Source organism: Leisingera sp. ANG-M1 (assembly GCF_000813745.1).
Lineage (GTDB): Bacteria > Pseudomonadota > Alphaproteobacteria > Rhodobacterales > Rhodobacteraceae > Leisingera.
Window position 1 is genome coordinate 88,412 of record NZ_JWLC01000024.1, and the last position, 15,406, is coordinate 103,817.

The 15,406-nt window shown below is 63.0% G+C and carries 13 protein-coding genes; 8 read left to right on the plus strand and 5 right to left on the minus strand.

The window, feature by feature from the left end:
- Positions 1 to 2 precede the first annotated feature (2 nt).
- Together RA19_RS19290 and speB are read right to left on the minus strand one after the other, a co-directional pair.
- Entirely contained in the window at positions 3 to 1,070 is a 1,068-nt protein-coding gene (locus RA19_RS19290; protein WP_241479107.1) for an extracellular solute-binding protein, read from the minus strand.
- A gap of 42 nt (positions 1,071 to 1,112) precedes the next feature.
- On the minus strand, positions 1,113 to 2,084 hold the full coding sequence (gene speB, locus RA19_RS19295; RefSeq protein ID WP_039165727.1) for an agmatinase: 972 nt from the start codon (positions 2,082 to 2,084) through the stop codon (positions 1,113 to 1,115).
- Between the two features lie 100 nt (positions 2,085 to 2,184).
- Between speB and RA19_RS19300 the strand changes: the two genes are divergently transcribed.
- On the plus strand, positions 2,185 to 2,985 hold the full coding sequence (locus RA19_RS19300) for a helix-turn-helix transcriptional regulator (RefSeq protein ID WP_039165730.1): 801 nt from the start codon (positions 2,185 to 2,187) through the stop codon (positions 2,983 to 2,985).
- 7 nt (positions 2,986 to 2,992) lie between these two features.
- Here RA19_RS19300 and RA19_RS19305 read toward each other — a convergent pair whose 3' ends face one another.
- Positions 2,993 to 3,901, minus strand: a complete 909-nt coding sequence (locus RA19_RS19305; protein ID WP_039165732.1) for a LysR family transcriptional regulator — start codon at positions 3,899 to 3,901, stop codon at positions 2,993 to 2,995.
- A gap of 189 nt (positions 3,902 to 4,090) precedes the next feature.
- On the opposite strand from RA19_RS19305, the gene RA19_RS19310 reads away from it, so the two are divergent.
- The 5 genes from RA19_RS19310 to RA19_RS19330 all read left to right on the plus strand — a co-directional run bounded on the left by RA19_RS19310 (position 4,091) and on the right by RA19_RS19330 (position 9,425).
- The gene (locus tag RA19_RS19310) at positions 4,091 to 5,176 is read left to right on the plus strand and encodes an ABC transporter ATP-binding protein (protein WP_039165735.1); all 1,086 of its coding nucleotides are present in this window, start codon (positions 4,091 to 4,093) and stop codon (positions 5,174 to 5,176) included.
- Between the two features lie 52 nt (positions 5,177 to 5,228).
- Positions 5,229 to 6,317, plus strand: a complete 1,089-nt coding sequence (locus tag RA19_RS19315) for an ABC transporter substrate-binding protein (RefSeq protein ID WP_052261944.1) — start codon at positions 5,229 to 5,231, stop codon at positions 6,315 to 6,317.
- A 76-nt stretch (positions 6,318 to 6,393) separates the two neighbouring features.
- Positions 6,394 to 7,281, plus strand: a complete 888-nt coding sequence (locus RA19_RS19320; protein ID WP_052261945.1) for an ABC transporter permease — start codon at positions 6,394 to 6,396, stop codon at positions 7,279 to 7,281.
- Between the two features lie 3 nt (positions 7,282 to 7,284).
- Complete coding sequence (locus tag RA19_RS19325; protein ID WP_082020629.1) at positions 7,285 to 8,085, plus strand: ABC transporter permease; 801 nt, start codon at positions 7,285 to 7,287, stop codon at positions 8,083 to 8,085.
- Positions 8,085 to 9,425: an NAD(P)/FAD-dependent oxidoreductase gene (locus tag RA19_RS19330; RefSeq protein ID WP_052261946.1), complete on the plus strand. Its 1,341-nt coding sequence runs from the start codon at positions 8,085 to 8,087 to the stop codon at positions 9,423 to 9,425. Before RA19_RS19325 ends, RA19_RS19330 begins: the two co-directional genes overlap by 1 nt.
- A gap of 10 nt (positions 9,426 to 9,435) precedes the next feature.
- On the opposite strand, the gene RA19_RS19335 is transcribed toward RA19_RS19330, so the two are convergent.
- Positions 9,436 to 10,374, minus strand: coding sequence for a LysR family transcriptional regulator (locus tag RA19_RS19335; protein WP_039165740.1), 939 nt, complete (start codon positions 10,372 to 10,374; stop codon positions 9,436 to 9,438).
- A gap of 220 nt (positions 10,375 to 10,594) precedes the next feature.
- Here RA19_RS19335 and RA19_RS19340 point away from each other — a divergent pair, with 220 nt between their 5' ends.
- A complete protein-coding gene (locus RA19_RS19340; protein ID WP_039165742.1) occupies positions 10,595 to 13,012 on the plus strand; it encodes a GcvT family protein in 2,418 nt (805 codons plus the stop codon).
- Positions 13,013 to 13,148: 136 nt separating this feature from the next.
- On the opposite strand, the gene RA19_RS19345 is transcribed toward RA19_RS19340, so the two are convergent.
- Complete coding sequence (locus RA19_RS19345; RefSeq protein ID WP_039165744.1) at positions 13,149 to 14,165, minus strand: GlxA family transcriptional regulator; 1,017 nt, start codon at positions 14,163 to 14,165, stop codon at positions 13,149 to 13,151.
- Between the two features lie 427 nt (positions 14,166 to 14,592).
- On the opposite strand from RA19_RS19345, the gene RA19_RS19350 reads away from it, so the two are divergent.
- A complete protein-coding gene (locus RA19_RS19350) occupies positions 14,593 to 15,360 on the plus strand; it encodes an inositol monophosphatase family protein (protein ID WP_446720298.1) in 768 nt (255 codons plus the stop codon).
- The last annotated feature ends 46 nt before the right edge of the window (positions 15,361 to 15,406 follow it).

Here is a 15,406-nt window from a genome sequence, read left to right on the forward strand (position 1 = left end):
AATCAAATCCCCGATTTCACCTTGGTCCAGGCGCGGGTGCGTTGGCGCAGGGCTTTGGCGCCGAGGCTTTTGTCCGGGAACAGCCGGGCCAGGGTGGTTTCATCCGGGTAGATGCCTGGATCAGACAGCACCTCAGGCAGCACATGCGCATCGGCGGCCGCGTTTGCGTTGGCAAAGAAGACGGTGTTGGACACATCCGCAATTACCTCGGGCTGCAGCATGTAGTCGATGAAGGCGTAGGCTTCGTCGACATTGGGCGCGTCTTCCGGGATGGCCATCAGGTCGATCCACATCAGGGTGCCTTCCTTGGGGATCGCGTAGAGGATTTCGATCCCGTTACCCGCATCCATGGCCCGGGCCTGGGCGATGCCCGCATCGCCGGAATACATCACTGCCAGGCAGACATTGCCTGCGGGCAGGTCGGTAGAGGGTTTCTGGTTGTTGAAGTAGCTGACGTTCTGCGCTGCCGTGGCCAGCAGCTCCTGCGCCTGAGCGATCTCGCCCTTGTCCTCGGAGTAGGGGTCGGCGCCGAGGTAGTTCAGGGTGACCGAAAGCATTTCGACCGGGGAATCCAGCACACCGATGCCGCAGTCCTTGAGTTTGGCGGCATAGTCCGGGTTGAACAGCAGGTCCCAGCTGTCGACCGGAATGTCTCCCAGCCGCGCGGCGACCAGTGCCGGGTTATAGGCGATGCCGATGGTGCCCCAAGTATAGGGCACCCCCAGCTTGCGCCCGCCCGGCACCTTGTCGAGCGAGGCCAGGATCTCTGGGCGCAGGTTGCCGTAGTTCTGAAGCCGAGAGGTGTCGATCGGGTGCAGGGCGCCTGCCTGCAGCTGGCGCTCGGCATTGGAGGCGGCGGGGAAGATCACGTCATAGCCCGAGCCACCTGCCAGCATCTTGGTCTCCAGTACCTCGTTGCTGTCGAAATAGTCGAGTGTGACCCTGGTGCCGGTGGCCTCCTCGAAGCCGGAGACCGAGGTTTCGCCGAAGTAATCCGCCCAGTTGTAGATGGCGAGCTCTCCGGCATTTGCCGGCGCCGCCAGGGCGGCGGCCAGCAGGGTTGCAGTCATGAGGCTGTTTTTGGACATGTTTTCCTCCCTGTTGGATATGCCTCAGCGCTGGCCGGATTTGCCGACGGCGTAGAGGCAGAGCAGATCGTTGGCGATGGTGGCGCCGGCAATGGCGGTGATTTCCGAGATGTCGTAGGCGGGCGCGACCTCGACCACGTCCATGCCGACCACGTCGATGCCCGCCAGCCCGCGGATGATCTCCTGCGCCTGGTAGGGCGAGAGGCCGCCGATCACAGGTGTGCCGGTGCCAGGGGCAGAGGCGGGCTCCAACGCGTCGATGTCGAAAGTCACATAGGTCTTGTGATCGCCGACGATGGAACGAACTTTCTCCGCCACCGCTTCGGGGCCGGATTTTTGGACTTCGATGGCGTCGATGATGTTCATGCCCATCGGGTCGGGGTTGTGGGTGCGGATGCCGATCTGGACCGAGCGGGACGGGTCCACCAGCCCTTCGCGGATCGCGTGCCACAGCATGGTGCCGTGGTCGATGCGGCCCTCCTCATCTGCCCAGGTGTCGGAATGGGCGTCGAATTGGATCAGGCTGAGCGGGCCGTGCTTTTCCACATGCGCCTTCAGCAGCGGATAGGTGATGAAATGGTCGCCGCCGATGGACAGCAGTGCGGTGTCAGTCGCCAGCACGTCGCGGGCGGCCTGGGCGATTTCCTCCGGCACCTTGTGAGGATAGCCGTAATCGAACTCACAGTCGCCGTAATCCACGACGCGCAGCGCCTCGTAGGGGTCGGCTTCCCAGGGCCAGGGTTTCGACCAGGAGATATGGCTGGAGCCTGAGCGCACCGCGCGGGGCCCGAGGCGGGTGCCGGAGCGGCTGGAAACCGAGAGGTCAAAGGGCACGCCCATGACGGCCACATCGGCGGCACTCAGATCGCGGGTATAGCGGCGGCGCATGAAGCTGAGCGCGCCGGCATAGCTGGCCTCGGCAATCACTCCGCGGTCGCTGTCGCGGGTGAAGGCCAGATCGCCCTGCACGGGGTTTACGCTGGAAGTGGATGTCATGTGAGGGCTCCGTTTGGCTTGGAAGTTGCTTGGAACCCAGTTTGAAATCCGCGCTTATGCCGGTAAACTTAGCTAAGGATATATATCTATAGGTATAGAGATGAGCGACGATCCCGCCTTCCCCGCGCTTGCCTCCGATTGGGTTGCTGCCACGGCGGCTCTGGCCGAAATGATCGGCACCGAGCGCTTTCCGCAGGCATTGCGGCAGATCCTGTCGCTGGGCTGCAGTTTCGATTCGATGATCGCCTCGCACTACGAGGGCGCGATGCCGCCGGTGTCGCTCTATCAGGACCTGGACGAGCTGCAGGCGGCGATCACAGTAGAGTTTTATGCCAGCGGCCCTTACCTGCTGGATCCTCTCTATCAGGCCTGCCGCAATGGCTGTGCACCGGGGGCTTACCGGCTGATGGATTTGGCGCCCGAAGCGTTTTACCGCTCGGAATACTACCGCGCCTTCTACCGCAAGATCAGTATCAGCGATGAAATCGGTGTGCTGGTGCCGGACGGTGCCGACAGCTGGTTCATCGTGTCCCTGGCCCGTTTTGCCCGGGCGCAGCGGTTTGAGCCCGCGGACACGGACAGGCTGAACGCGGTCTTCCCAGTGATCTCTGCCGCGATCCGGCGCCAGTGGGGGCAGGCGGAGAAGCCGGCAGAGGGGTATCAGCCGGAGGGCTGGGAAGACCGGATGCAAACTTTCGGCACCGGTATGCTCAGCCCGCGCGAGCGGGAGGTGGTGCAGCTGATCCTGCAGGGGCATTCAACCCCTTCGGCGGCTGCCTATCTTGGCATTGCCGAAGGCACCGTGAAAGTGCACCGGCACCATGCCTATTCCAAGCTGGGAATTTCGTCGCAGGCCGAGCTGTTCTCGATGGCGACCCGGCATCTGGCCGGGCCGGGGTAGGGCGGCGCTACAGTTCCGGAACCGGCGGCCCGTATTCCTTGCTCAGCTCCTCCAGCAAGAGCTGCATGAAGCGTTTGCGCTCGGTGACCAGATCCTTGGCCTCGGACTCCAGCACGGTGCATTCATAGAACACCGGCGGTTCAAACGGGCGGAAGGCCATGTCTGGCAGATCCATGGTGTGGCTCTCCGACTGGCCGGGGGCAAAGCCCACTAGATCGGAGTAGAGGGCGGTGGCGATGACTGATGAGAACAAGTTGCACTCGGCCGCCAGACTGGGGGCGAGGCCGGCCTCGCCAAAGGCGGCCAGCAGCGACTGGGTGGGCTTCAGATTGCCGCTGAGCGTCACCAGCTGGTAAGGGGCCGCGTCCGCCGGGGTGACGGTCTCCAGCGCCGCCAGCGGATGGTCTTCCCGGAACACACAGCCGAGCGGGATGCGGAAGGAGATGCCGTCGCCGCGGCCTTCCTGAAAGGGGGCGTCGACGATGCCGATGTCGGCGACTTGGTGCAGAACCAGATCCAAGGTGCGGGGGGAGGTGCGGGCCTGAACCGAGACCTGGCAGGCGGGATAGTCCTGACGGAACCGGGCCACCACACGGGGCACGATCCGCAGCGACATGCCGGCCGAGACCGAAACCCGGATCTGGCCCAGCGGGTTGGTGCGCAGCATCTGGCCGGTTTCGCGGGCGGATTCCAGCGCTGAAACTGCCTGCTCCGCCGCCCGCAGGAAGTAAAGCCCGTGCGGTGTCGGTGTTACCTGGCCTTGGCGGCGGTGCAGTAGCGAGAACCCCAGCTCCTCTTCCAGCGCCGTCAGCATCTGGCTGACGGCGGGAGCGGAGACATGCATCAGCCGGGCTGCCTGGGCCAGGGTGCCGGTTTCGATCGCCAGCTTGAAGGCACGCAGCTGTTTTTCGTTCATGCCGTTCCTCAAAATAAGTAGAGCTTACTATTACCGAAAATCTTACGATTTTGGAGAAGTCCAATTCCTGTGTATCTATGTATTGAACAGCGCAAATGACGGCAAGTGTAACGGAAATGTAAAAAGCATTCCTTACTTTTGTAACGAACCGAAACGTGCTGCAACATGGACTAGGGAAAGCTTCACACGATGCAGGGCGGCTCACGAATTCAAATCTCGGATCTCTCGAAACATTACGGGCCGGTGCAGGCAGCGGAAGCGGTTGACCTGGACATTGGCCAGGGTGAATTCGTGACCTTCCTGGGCCCGTCGGGCTCGGGCAAGACGACAACGCTGATGATGGTGGCGGGGTTCACGGTGCCGACCCGGGGCGACATTCTGGTGGATGGCCGCTCGATCGTGCCGGTGCCGGTGCATAAACGCAATATCGGCATGGTGTTTCAGAACTACGCGCTGTTTCCGCATATGAGCGTGGCGGACAATATCGCCTTTCCGCTGCAGATGCGCGGGCTGGGCAAGTCCGAGATCCGTGAGCGGGTGGCCCGGGCACTGGATCTGGTGCGGTTGGGGCAGCACGGCGGCCGGCGGCCCAAGCAGCTGTCAGGCGGCCAGCAGCAGCGGATTGCGCTGGCGCGCGCGCTGGTATTTGAGCCCTCGATCCTGCTCCTGGACGAGCCGCTGGGGGCGCTGGATGCGAAGCTGCGCGAGGAAATGAAGTTTGAGCTTAAGCAGCTGCACCACCGGATCGGTGCGACGATCCTGTTTGTAACCCACGATCAGGAAGAAGCACTGACGCTGTCGGACAGGATTGCCGTATTCAACGACGGCCGCATCATGCAGACCGGCCGCCCGGATGAGCTGTACCGGGCGCCGGCAAACCGGTTTGTGGCGGATTTCATCGGCGAAACCAACCTGCTCAGCGGCCGTGTCACCGATGGCGGCGGCGAGGTCATCACCATCGACGCTGGCGGACAGAGTTTCGCGGGCCGGATGCGCAGCGGATTTGCCCGACCGTCGTCTGAGGCGACGTTCACCCTGCGGCTGGAAAGCCTGCGCATCCTGCGCGGAGAAGAGCCCGCGGATTGCCGCGCCGAGGGGGTGATTGAAGAGTTCCTTTATGTGGGCAACTCGACAAAATACCTGGTCCGGCTGGTCTCGGGCCAGCGGCTGACGGCGCGGGTGCCGGGCAACCTGCCGGATGAGACGCTGCGGGTGAACAGCAAGGTCACGCTGGGCTGGAACATCGACGACATGCTTTTGGTCGAAGCGGCCTGAGAGCCATTTCCCCTCCCCCCTGAAAACCTTCGAAAACCGACAGGAGACTACTATGACATTGAATAGACGCGCATTCCTGCAAGGCACTGCTGCGGGCCTCGGCGCCCTGGCGCTGGCGCCGGGCACGGCCCGCGCTGCAGGCCTTGGCCTGGAGCAAATCAAGGCGGAGCTGGCCAAACACAAGGGCCGCAGCCTGACTGTCGCTTCGTGGGGCGGCTCGTTCCAGGAAGCGCAGCGCAAGGCGTTCTTTGCGCCCTTTGCCGAAGAGTTCGACATTGAGATTGTCGAAGACACCGACCCCAAGGACCCCAAAATCATCGCCATGGTCGAAGCGGGCAATGTGAGCTGGGACCTGGTCGACATCGGTGCCTACCGCTCCACCCCGCTAGGCAAGGCGGGCGCGCTGGAGGAGATCGACTATGGCATTGTTGACAAAACCCATGTGTTCAAGGGATTTGCGCCGAAATGGGGCATTGGCAACCTGAGCTATTCCGAGGTGCTGGCTTATCGCACCGATGTGTTCACAGAGAAGAAGCCTTCCTCGATGGCGGATCTGTGGAACACTGCAGACTTCCCGGGCATGCGGGCAATCCGCGACAATCCGATTGCCACGCTGGCCTATGCGCTGCAGGCGGACGGGGTGCCGCTGGCGGAGATCTATCCGCTGACAGAGGAGAAACTCTCCCGCGCCTTTGCCAAGCTGGATGAGATCAAGGAGCATGTGATCTGGTGGAGCGCGGGCGCTCAGGCGCCGCAGCTGCTGGCCAATAAGGAGGCGGTGATGGTCACCGCCTGGAACGGCCGCCTGGATGTGATCCGCGACGAAGGCGTGCCGCTGGAGATCGTCTGGAACGGCGCCCAGCTGATGGGCGATGCCTGGGCGATCCCCAAAGGCGCGCCGAATGCCGATCTGGCGCAGTTGTTCATCGCCTGGGCCAGCCATGAGGACATCAACTGGCGCCTGAGCGATCACATTACTTACGGCCCGGTCAACCACAATGCGATCCAGAAGGTGAACCCGGAGCGCGCGGCGCTGCTGCCCACCACCTTTGCCGATGTGCAGCTGCCCTGCGACTACGGCTATTGGGGCGAGGCTTATCTGCCGATGCTGGACCGCTGGAAGGAATGGAAGCTCGGCTGACGCCGCTTCTCCCAGGGCCCGTCCTGTCCTCTCTCCCCGGGGAGGGCGGGCCCGCTTTAGCAAAGACGGACTTTTCATGCCACGTGACACCACCCTGATCCCGCCCTCGGCGGCACAGCTGAAATGGCTGGAGCGCCGCGAGCGGCTGGTTTTCCTCGCCTTTCTGGCGCCGGCCCTCCTGTTCCTTGTTCTGATGTTCCTGGTGCCCCTGGGTATGTTCCTGTCCCAGAGCCTGTTTGATCCGCATTTCACGCTGGAGAATTATCAGAAGGCCTTCACCCGCCCGGTCTATATGAAGATCCTGTGGCGCACACTGGTGGTGTCCGGCGAAACAACGCTGATCTGCCTGCTGATCGGCTATCCGGTGGCTTTTGTGATGGCGCATGGCTCGGACCGGGTGAAGATGATGGTGACGGCACTGGTGCTGATCCCGTTCTGGACCAATATCCTGGTGCGGATGTTCGCCTGGATGGCTTTGCTGGGCCGCAACGGGGTGATCAACCGCGGCCTGATGGAAACGGGGCTGACCGATGCCCCCATTCCGATGCTGTTCAACCAGTTCTCGGTTACCATCGGGATGGTGCATTTCATGCTGCCCTACATGATCCTGCCGCTCTATTCGGTAATGACGAACATTCCGCAGAGCCTGATGGATGCTGCCGCCAACCTGGGGGCCAACACTCGCCGCACTTTTCTGCGGGTCTATCTGCCGCTGTCGCTGCCGGGCATTGGCGCGGGCGTGCTGCTGGTCTTCATTCTCAGCCTTGGCTTTTTTGTCACCCCGGCGCTCTTGGGCGGACCGCAGAACACCATGCTGGCACAGATCATTGAGCTGGAGATCAATGACAGCGTTGACTGGGGCTTTGGCGCTGCGCTGTCGACCATCCTCCTGGTGCTGACAGTGGCGCTTTATGCCCTCTACGACCGCTTCCTTTCCGCCGAAAAGATCTATGAGGGGCGCTGAGAGATGAAACTTGATGGACCGATGACCCCGGGCAAGGCGCTGCTGTATCTCATCGTGGCGCTGGTGCTGTTCTTCCTGGCGGTGCCGAATTTCATCGTCGCGCCGATTTCCTTCTCACCGACCTCGGTGCTGGAGTTCCCGCCGCGCGGCTTCTCGCTGAAGTGGTATGACAAGTATTTCACCCAGCCGGGCTGGCTGGCCGCGACCTTCACCAGCTTTTATGTGGCTTTCCTGACGGTGATCGTTTCGCTGGCAGTGGGCAGCGCCGCCGCCTATGGCATCGTGCGCGGGGATTTTCCGGGCAAGCGGCTGCTGAATTCCTTCTTCCTGTTCCCGATCATCATCCCCAGCCTGCTGACGGCCATCGCAATCTTCCGGCTGTTTTCCTATCTCGGCTGGACCGGCACGACTTTTGGCTTTGTGCTGGGGCATTCGGTGCTGGCGGTCCCGTTCGTGATCACCATCATGACCGCGTCCTTCCGCGGCATCGACGTGTCGGTGGAAAATGCTGCCCGGAACCTCGGCGCAAACCGCATCCGCACGGTGCTGCATGTGACGGTGCCGATGGCGATGCCGGGATTTCTGTCGGCAGGGCTGTTTGCCTTCCTGGTTTCCTTTGACGAGCTGCTGATTGCGCTGTTTCTGTCGAGCCCGCGGGTCAGCACCCTGCCGAAACGGCTGTGGGAGGGCATTCAGCTGGAAATTGACCCGTCTCTGGCCGCGGTCTCGACGATCCTGGTGCTGATCAGTCTGGCGGTGCTGGTGGCGGCAGGGCTGATCAAACGCAAGCTGGAGGCAAAGTGATGTACAGGCATCTGGTGAAGTCCGGCCGCGCCAAGGTCTCGAAGGTGGCGCTGAACGACAATAGCTGCGGCTGGGTTGAGACGCTGCCAAAACGCAATGATATCCGGCGGCTGCAGGGCGATCTGCGCTGCGAGTGGGTGGTGATCGGTGCAGGCTTCGCTGGGCTGGCGGCGGCACGCCGGCTGGCGGATCTGTACCCGCAGGCGGATATCGTTGTGATCGAAGGCCAGCGGGCGGGCGAGGGCTCGGCCGGGCGCAATTCAGGCTTTGCGGTGGACACCTCCCCGGGGCGGGTCGGCGATGACGAGACGATGAAGTCCAAGGCGCTGACCAGCTATGTGATCAACATGGCGGGGCTTGAGTACCTGCGCGAGGCGGTGGAGGCTTACGGGCTGCAGCACACCTGGGACGGCAATGGAAAGTTCCACTGCGCCGCCGAACCGCGCCATGCCGGCAATCTGGAGAAATTCGAGGAGATCCTGCAGCAGCTGGACATCCCCTATGAATGGCTGGAGGGCGAGCGTCTGAACCGGCGCTTGGGCATTCCCTACTACCATAAGGGGATCTGGACCAAGCAGGCGGCGCTGGTGCAGCCCGCTGCGCTGATCCGCGGGCTGGTGCTGCATCTGCCGGAGAACGTGCGCCTGCTGGAGGAAACCCCCGTTGAGGAGATCGAATACGGCGATCAGGTGCGGATCCAATGCCGCCAGGGCAGGGTGACGGCGGACAAAGCGGTGGTGGCGACCAACGGGCTCTTGGGTGAGTTTGGCCTGTTCCGGGGCCGGATGATGCATTTGACCCTGACTGCAAGCATGACCCGGCCGCTGAACACCGCCGAGCGGTATCGGATCGGCGACCCTGATCCCTGGGGCATCCTGTCCGCGCACCGGATGGGGGCCACGATCCGCTACACGAGCGACCGCCGCATCATGATGCGCAACACTGCAGAATACTGGCCCGGCCTGGCCATGAGCGAAAGCGACCTGGCCGCCCGCCGCAAGCTGCACCTGAAGGCGATCCGGGCGCGCTGGCACATGCTGCCGGAGCTGGAGATTGAACATACCTGGTCCGGGGTGGTGGCGGTGAGCCGCAATTTCTCCTCGGTTTTTGCTCAGCCGGCACCGAATGTGCTGGCGGTGGGCGGCTTCAACGCAGGCGGCATTGCCCGCGGCACCGGCTTGGCCAAGCTGCTAGTGGATCAATACGCTGGCGTGCCATCCGCCGCCCTGAGCGAGGCGCAGAAGCTGGCGCCGCCTGCGATCCTGCCGCCGCGGCCCTTGCTGGATATCGGCGCGCGGCTGAATGTGATGCGAATGCGGGCGGGCGCGGGCCGGGAATAGCAATCTGCGCCTAGGGCAGGCGCCGGGGCGGCCCGCCCCGGGCGCAGGCGTTGATCAGCCAGCGCCGTACCCGCAAGACTTCCGGCTCTTGGCTGATGGCTTTGCGGCAGGTGAGGAAATAGCCGTTCTCAGTGCGCAAGGCGGTTCCCGGCAGCTCCACCAACTCGCCGCTGTCCAGGGCGCCGTCATCCAACCCGCGCCAGATCATACCGATGCCGCGGCCCTCGATCGCGGCATAGACCACATGCGGGTAGCTGTTAAAGAACAGCGTTGACGGGTCCGGCTGATACGGAACACCGAAACGTTCGAAGAATGAGCCGAACCAGAGGATACCGTATTCGCCGCGGTCCAAGTGCAGCAGGGGCAGGCGGGTGAGATCTTGCAGACCGGCAGCGGTCAGCCCGTGTTTTTCAACAAGCGCCGGGGATGCGGCCAGGCAGATATCTTCGGGGATCAGCAGGTCCGAGTGCCACTCCGGGTCCGGATGCGGACCGAGGCGCACGTCCAGGTCCGGCACCCCGTCCTCGGGGCGGACGCCCAGCGGGCCGACCGACAGATTGATCTGCAATTGCGGGAAGGAGCGCTGCAGCCGCGGGTAGTGCTGCAGCATCCAGAACTGGGCAAAGCCGTGACCGCAGCGGATGCGGATCTCGCCTGGTCCCTGCTGGCGCTGCAGCTCCTGCGCCTTTTGCGAGATGGCGCCAAGGCCTGCGTCCACAGTGGCAAACAGCTGTTGTCCCGCAGCGGTCAGCTCCATACGGCGGTTCCGGCGCAGGAACAGCGGGCAGTTAAGGTGCGCTTCCAGGTTCTGCACGTGGCGCGAGAGGCTGGATTGCGACGTGCCAAGCGCTTGCGCTGCCGCGCTGACCGAGCCGAGAGACGCCACAGCGCGGAAGGCGGCCAGCGCATTCATCACCGGGAAAAGGAAGGAATCGGTTTCTGGCGGCATTGATTGCAATCCATGTCGAGCGTCATCCGGAAACTACACGAAAATGAATGCTTAAAAAGCATGGATGAGCGCTTCTGAGGGGAGTTATCAAACAAAGCACAGTGAACTTCTGAATTTTACAAAGGAAATACAAATGGTTGTTGTCCACCTATGTTGAGGCCACGTGTTCCATTCTTCGCTTTCCGGCATCCTCAGAGCAAGGAAACAAACGGAGGGCGCCATGCCTGAACAGCGCAATATTGTTATTATCGGCGGCGGGGTGATCGGCCTCAGCCTCGCCTATCATCTGGCCAAGAAAGGGGCCGAGGACATTCTGCTTCTGGAGCGGAACCAGATGACCTCGGGCACCACCTGGCATGCGGCCGGGATCGTGGGACCGCTGCGCAGCACTTTCAACATGACCAAACTGGCGAGCAAAGCACTGCAGACCTTTCCGGAGCTGGAACGGGAGACCGGGCTGGCGACCGGGTATCAGCAGACCACCGGCTATTGGATCGCACGGCGCCCAGAACGGATGGACGAGCTGCACCGGATCCACGCGATGGCGGAATTCACGGGCATGACGCCGGAAATGCTCTCCGGCGACGAGGTTGCCGCCCGGGTACCCGGCATCAGTGCCGAGGGCATCCATGGCGCGCTGACGCTGAAGGAGGACGGGCAGGTTAATCCGGTGGACCTGGCTATGGCTTATGCCAAGGGCGCCCGCAGCCGGGGGGTGGAAATCCGTGAGGGGGTCAGCGTGGCGCGACTGCTGCAGGAGGAGGGCCGGGTGACCGGGGTGGAATTGGCGGACGGGACGCAGATTTTGGCCAATCAGGTGGCGCTCTGCGCCGGCGCCTGGTCCAAGAAACTGGCCGATGAGGCCGGCGTGGTGCTGCCGCAGCATTCGGTCAAGCACATGTACGTGGTGACCGAACCGATTGAGGGCTTCCCCAAGCCTTTCCCGGTATTCCGAGACATGGAAACCCATGTTTATATGAAGGGCGACGCGGGCAAGTTGCTGGTGGGCTGGTTCGAGATGGATGCCAAGCCCTGGGATCCGCACGGGGCCGAGGGCGACCGGCCGTTTCTGGAGATGGAAGATGACTGGGAGCAGGCGGAGCCCTTTATCGAGGCGGCGCTCACTATGTATCCGGGACTGGAGAGCGCGGGCATTCAGCACTTCCTAAACGGGCCGGAAAGCTTTACCGCCGACAGCCGCCCCTTGGCGGGGGAGACACCGGAGCTGCAGAATCTGTTTGTGGCAACCGGGCTGAACTCGGTGGGAATCATGTCCTCGGCTGGGGTGGGGGATGCGCTGGCCGATTGGATGATCAGCGGCGAGGCACCCAGCGACCTGTGGGACATCGACATCCTGCGCTGCGATCCGCTGCAGTCGGGCGAGACTTTCATGGAAGACAAGATGCGCGAGGCCGTGGGCAACAACTTTGCCATGCACTGGCCGTTCAAACAGCCCATTTCGGGCCGTAACCTGCGCCTGTCGGCATTGCATGAACAACTGGACCAGGCCGGGGCGGTTTGGGGCGTCGGCGGCGCCTGGGAGCGCACCCGCTGGTTTGCGCAGGATGAGGCGGAGAAAGCGCTGCCCTATTCCGTGGGTCCGCAAAGCTGGCAGCATGTGGCGGACCGCGAGGCGCAGGAGATGGCGGCGGATGTGTCGCTGATCGACCTTTCGATGTTCACCAAGATTGATGTGGCGGGGCCAGATGCGCTGGCTTTGCTGCAATGGGTCAGCACGGCCGATATGGATGCGGCCGAGGGCCGTGCAGTCTATACCGCCTGGCTGAACCAGCGTGGAGGCGTGGAGGCGGATCTGACCGTGACCCGCTTGGGTGCCGACAGCTTCCGGGTGACTTCCGGCGCTGCGACCCGGCGCAAGGATCTGTACTGGCTGCAGAAGCAGGCACGCCTCAAAGGGTTTGACGTGGCGCTGACGGATGTGACCGAGGCGGAAGCCGTGATCGGGGTGATGGGGCCGCGCTCGCGGGCCCTGCTGCAGAAACTGTCCGGCGATGGCTGGGAGGCGTTTCCTTTCTCTACGGCCCGCCCGGTCACTGTGGGGGGCATCGAGGCCAGCGCCACGCGGATCAGCTTTGTTGGCGAGCTGGGCTGGGAGGTCTCGGTGCCATCCGCGCAGGCGCCGGCGCTGTTTGATGTTCTGCGGGCTGAAGGCGCAGGGCTGCTTGGGATCCACGCCTTTGACGGTTGCCGGATCGAGAAGGGGTTCAAGCATTGGGGCCACGACCTGGGGCCGGACATCTCGCCGCTGGAGGCGGGGATCGGTTTTGCGGTCAATTGGACCAAAGGCGATTTCCTGGGCCGCACCGCATTGGTGAAGCAGAAAGAGGACGGCCTCACCCGCCGCCAGATCCTGCTGGAGGTGGAAGGCGAGGCGCTGCTGCTGCATGACGAGCCAGTATGGGAAGGCGGGCGACGGGTTGGACTGACCTCCTCTGGCGCCAAGGGGCCGCGCACCGGCAAAAACCTCTGCTTTGCTATTGTGGCGATTGCTCCGGGTGAGAGCCTGGCCGAAACCCGCGCCCGCAGTTTCGAAGTCGAAGTGGCGGACCGGCGGTATAAGGCGGCGGTGCTGGCGCGTGCGCCCTATGATCCGGACGGCAGCAGGATGAAGGGTTGAGCCGACCGCTGCCCCAAAGAAAAGGCCCTCCGGGACAAACCCGGAGGGCAAACGGCAGACTGGCGCACCTGCGAGAGGAGAAATCGGCCGGCCTCGGGCCAGCCGTCAGGAGAGGAGGGTGCGCCGGGTTCCTGCCTCAGGCGGCTTTCGACGCGCGGAACGTGACCGGGGTGGCGCCGAAACTGTTGCGGAAGAGCTTGATGAAAGAGGAGAGCGATTTGAACCCGCAGGCCAGGGCGATCTCGGTGACCGGCATATTCGTGTCCTCGACCAGGCTGCGGCCCAGCTCCAGCCGCTGCTTGCGGTAGAACCGCACCGGCGAGGTGCCGAGATGCCGCAGGAACATCCGCTCAACCTGGCGCACGGACAGCCCGATGGTGGCAGCGATTTCGTTCACAGTCAGCGGCTCTTCCATGTTGGCGAGCATCAAGTCGATGGCTTTTTGCAGTTTGACAGGCGCGCCGCGGAAACGGTCGGCAGCAGAACAGGTCTGGTTCCGGTCGGCGCTGCGGGCTGATTGCAGCAGCAGATAGTTGCGGATCCGCCCCGCCGTCTCCGCCGAGATATTGCCTTCCACCCAGTTCAGAGCAAAGTCCATCGCGCCCAGCTCGCCCGAGCAGCTGAACAGGTTGCCGTCGCGGACAAAGATCGAATCCTCGAACTCGATATGGGGCAGAGTTTCGCGATTTGCCGGGATGCGCGACCAATGGTCGGTACCCTTGGTGATATGGCCGGATTGAGCGATCACCCGGATCGCCGCGCCAATTGCGCAGACCGGGGTCGCGGAGGCCCGGCATTTGCGCACCAGTTCCAGCGCGGCGGCGGCGGCGGCCGCGCTCATCTGTGCGCCGGAACAGATCACATAGACGTCAGGTTTCGGCATGCTGTCCTGCCGTCCCCTATCTGCCAGAGCGGCGTCCGGCGCCACCAGCACTTTGGAACGCGACCGCACCGGCGTGCCGTCCAGCGTCAGCAGCGAAACATCAACGCAATCCGACGGCGAAGCGGTCTGCACCGCGTCAAGAACGTCGGTCAGCGAGGTCAGGCTGAGCAGCGAAAACCCCTCGGTCAGCAGGATCGCTGCGTTGAAGTAGCGGCGGTGACGCCGCTGCAGCAGTGGCTGACTGTCCTGGAAGGCATGAAAGTGAGTCATCCGGCTGCTTCCTGTACTGATGTTTCCTGTCCGGGCACGCGCAGGGTGGCTGCACACTGGCAGCGGCAAGGCCCTGCGCCCATCTTGCGGCAAAGTGGGTTTTTCAAAAGTCCCATTATGAGATCTCCTATAGGCCCATTTTGATTCCGGTCAAAACCCCTCGGACTTCTCGGCGGTTTTGGCCGGGTTTGTGGTGGTTGCCGCCAAATTTCAGTCATTATCCAACTTTTTTGTTGACCAAACCCACACTTTCGAGAATTTTGACCGTCAAGTTGGGATTCGCCGGACCCATGTGTGGAAACGGTCAAATCTCCGGCACACCAGTCAGCCCGGACGATCCGGGTATCGTTGGGGCCGCAGGCCGGTCAGTTTCTGACCTGCTGCTTCCCTGGCTCAAACCAAAGGGATGGACCCGGGACCGATGCTGATGACACAGGACTACGCAGAGCACGCAGTGCGGATTGCGGAGATTGCGGCAGATGCTGCCCGCGGCTATTTCCGCGGCCGCCTCGGGATCGAGTTCAAGGCAGATGAAAGCCCCGTTACTCAGGCTGACAAAGGGGTCGAGGCAGAAGTGCGCGCCTACCTGGAGCGCAACTTCCCGGATCACGGGATTTTTGGCGAAGAACACGGGTTCGAGGGCGCGGACAAGGACGACGTCTGGATCATCGACCCGATTGACGGCACCCGCTCGTTCCTGTCCGGCCATCCGCTTTTCGGCTTCCTGCTCGGCTATCTGAAGGGCGGCGTGCCGCAGGTCGGGGTGATCGGCATGCCTGCCTTGGGCGAGACCTTTCTGGGGGTGCGCGGCAAGGGCACAACGCTGAACGGCGCGCCGGTCCAGGTCTCGCGGCAGACCCGGTTGGACCAGTCCGTTCTTTATGTCAACGAAGGCGACAAGATCCACCGCGACTATCCGCAGCTGTTTGATCGGCTTATGCAATCAGGCCAGACCCGGCGGTTTGCCTATGACTGCTATCCCCATGCGCTGCTGGCCGCGGGACATGTCGACGCAGTGATCGACTATGACCTGCAACCCTATGATTTCCTGCCGGTTTCCGCGGTGATCGAAGCAGCCGGAGGGGTGATCACCGATTGGGACGGCCAGCCGCTGGGATTGGAGTCCGACGGGCGGGTGATCTCTGCAGCCACCCCTGAACTGCACGCTGAAATGCTGGCTCTGATCAAAGGATAGCGGCGTGGCAATCCTCACCTTCCTCATCAGCCTTGCGGGCGCCACA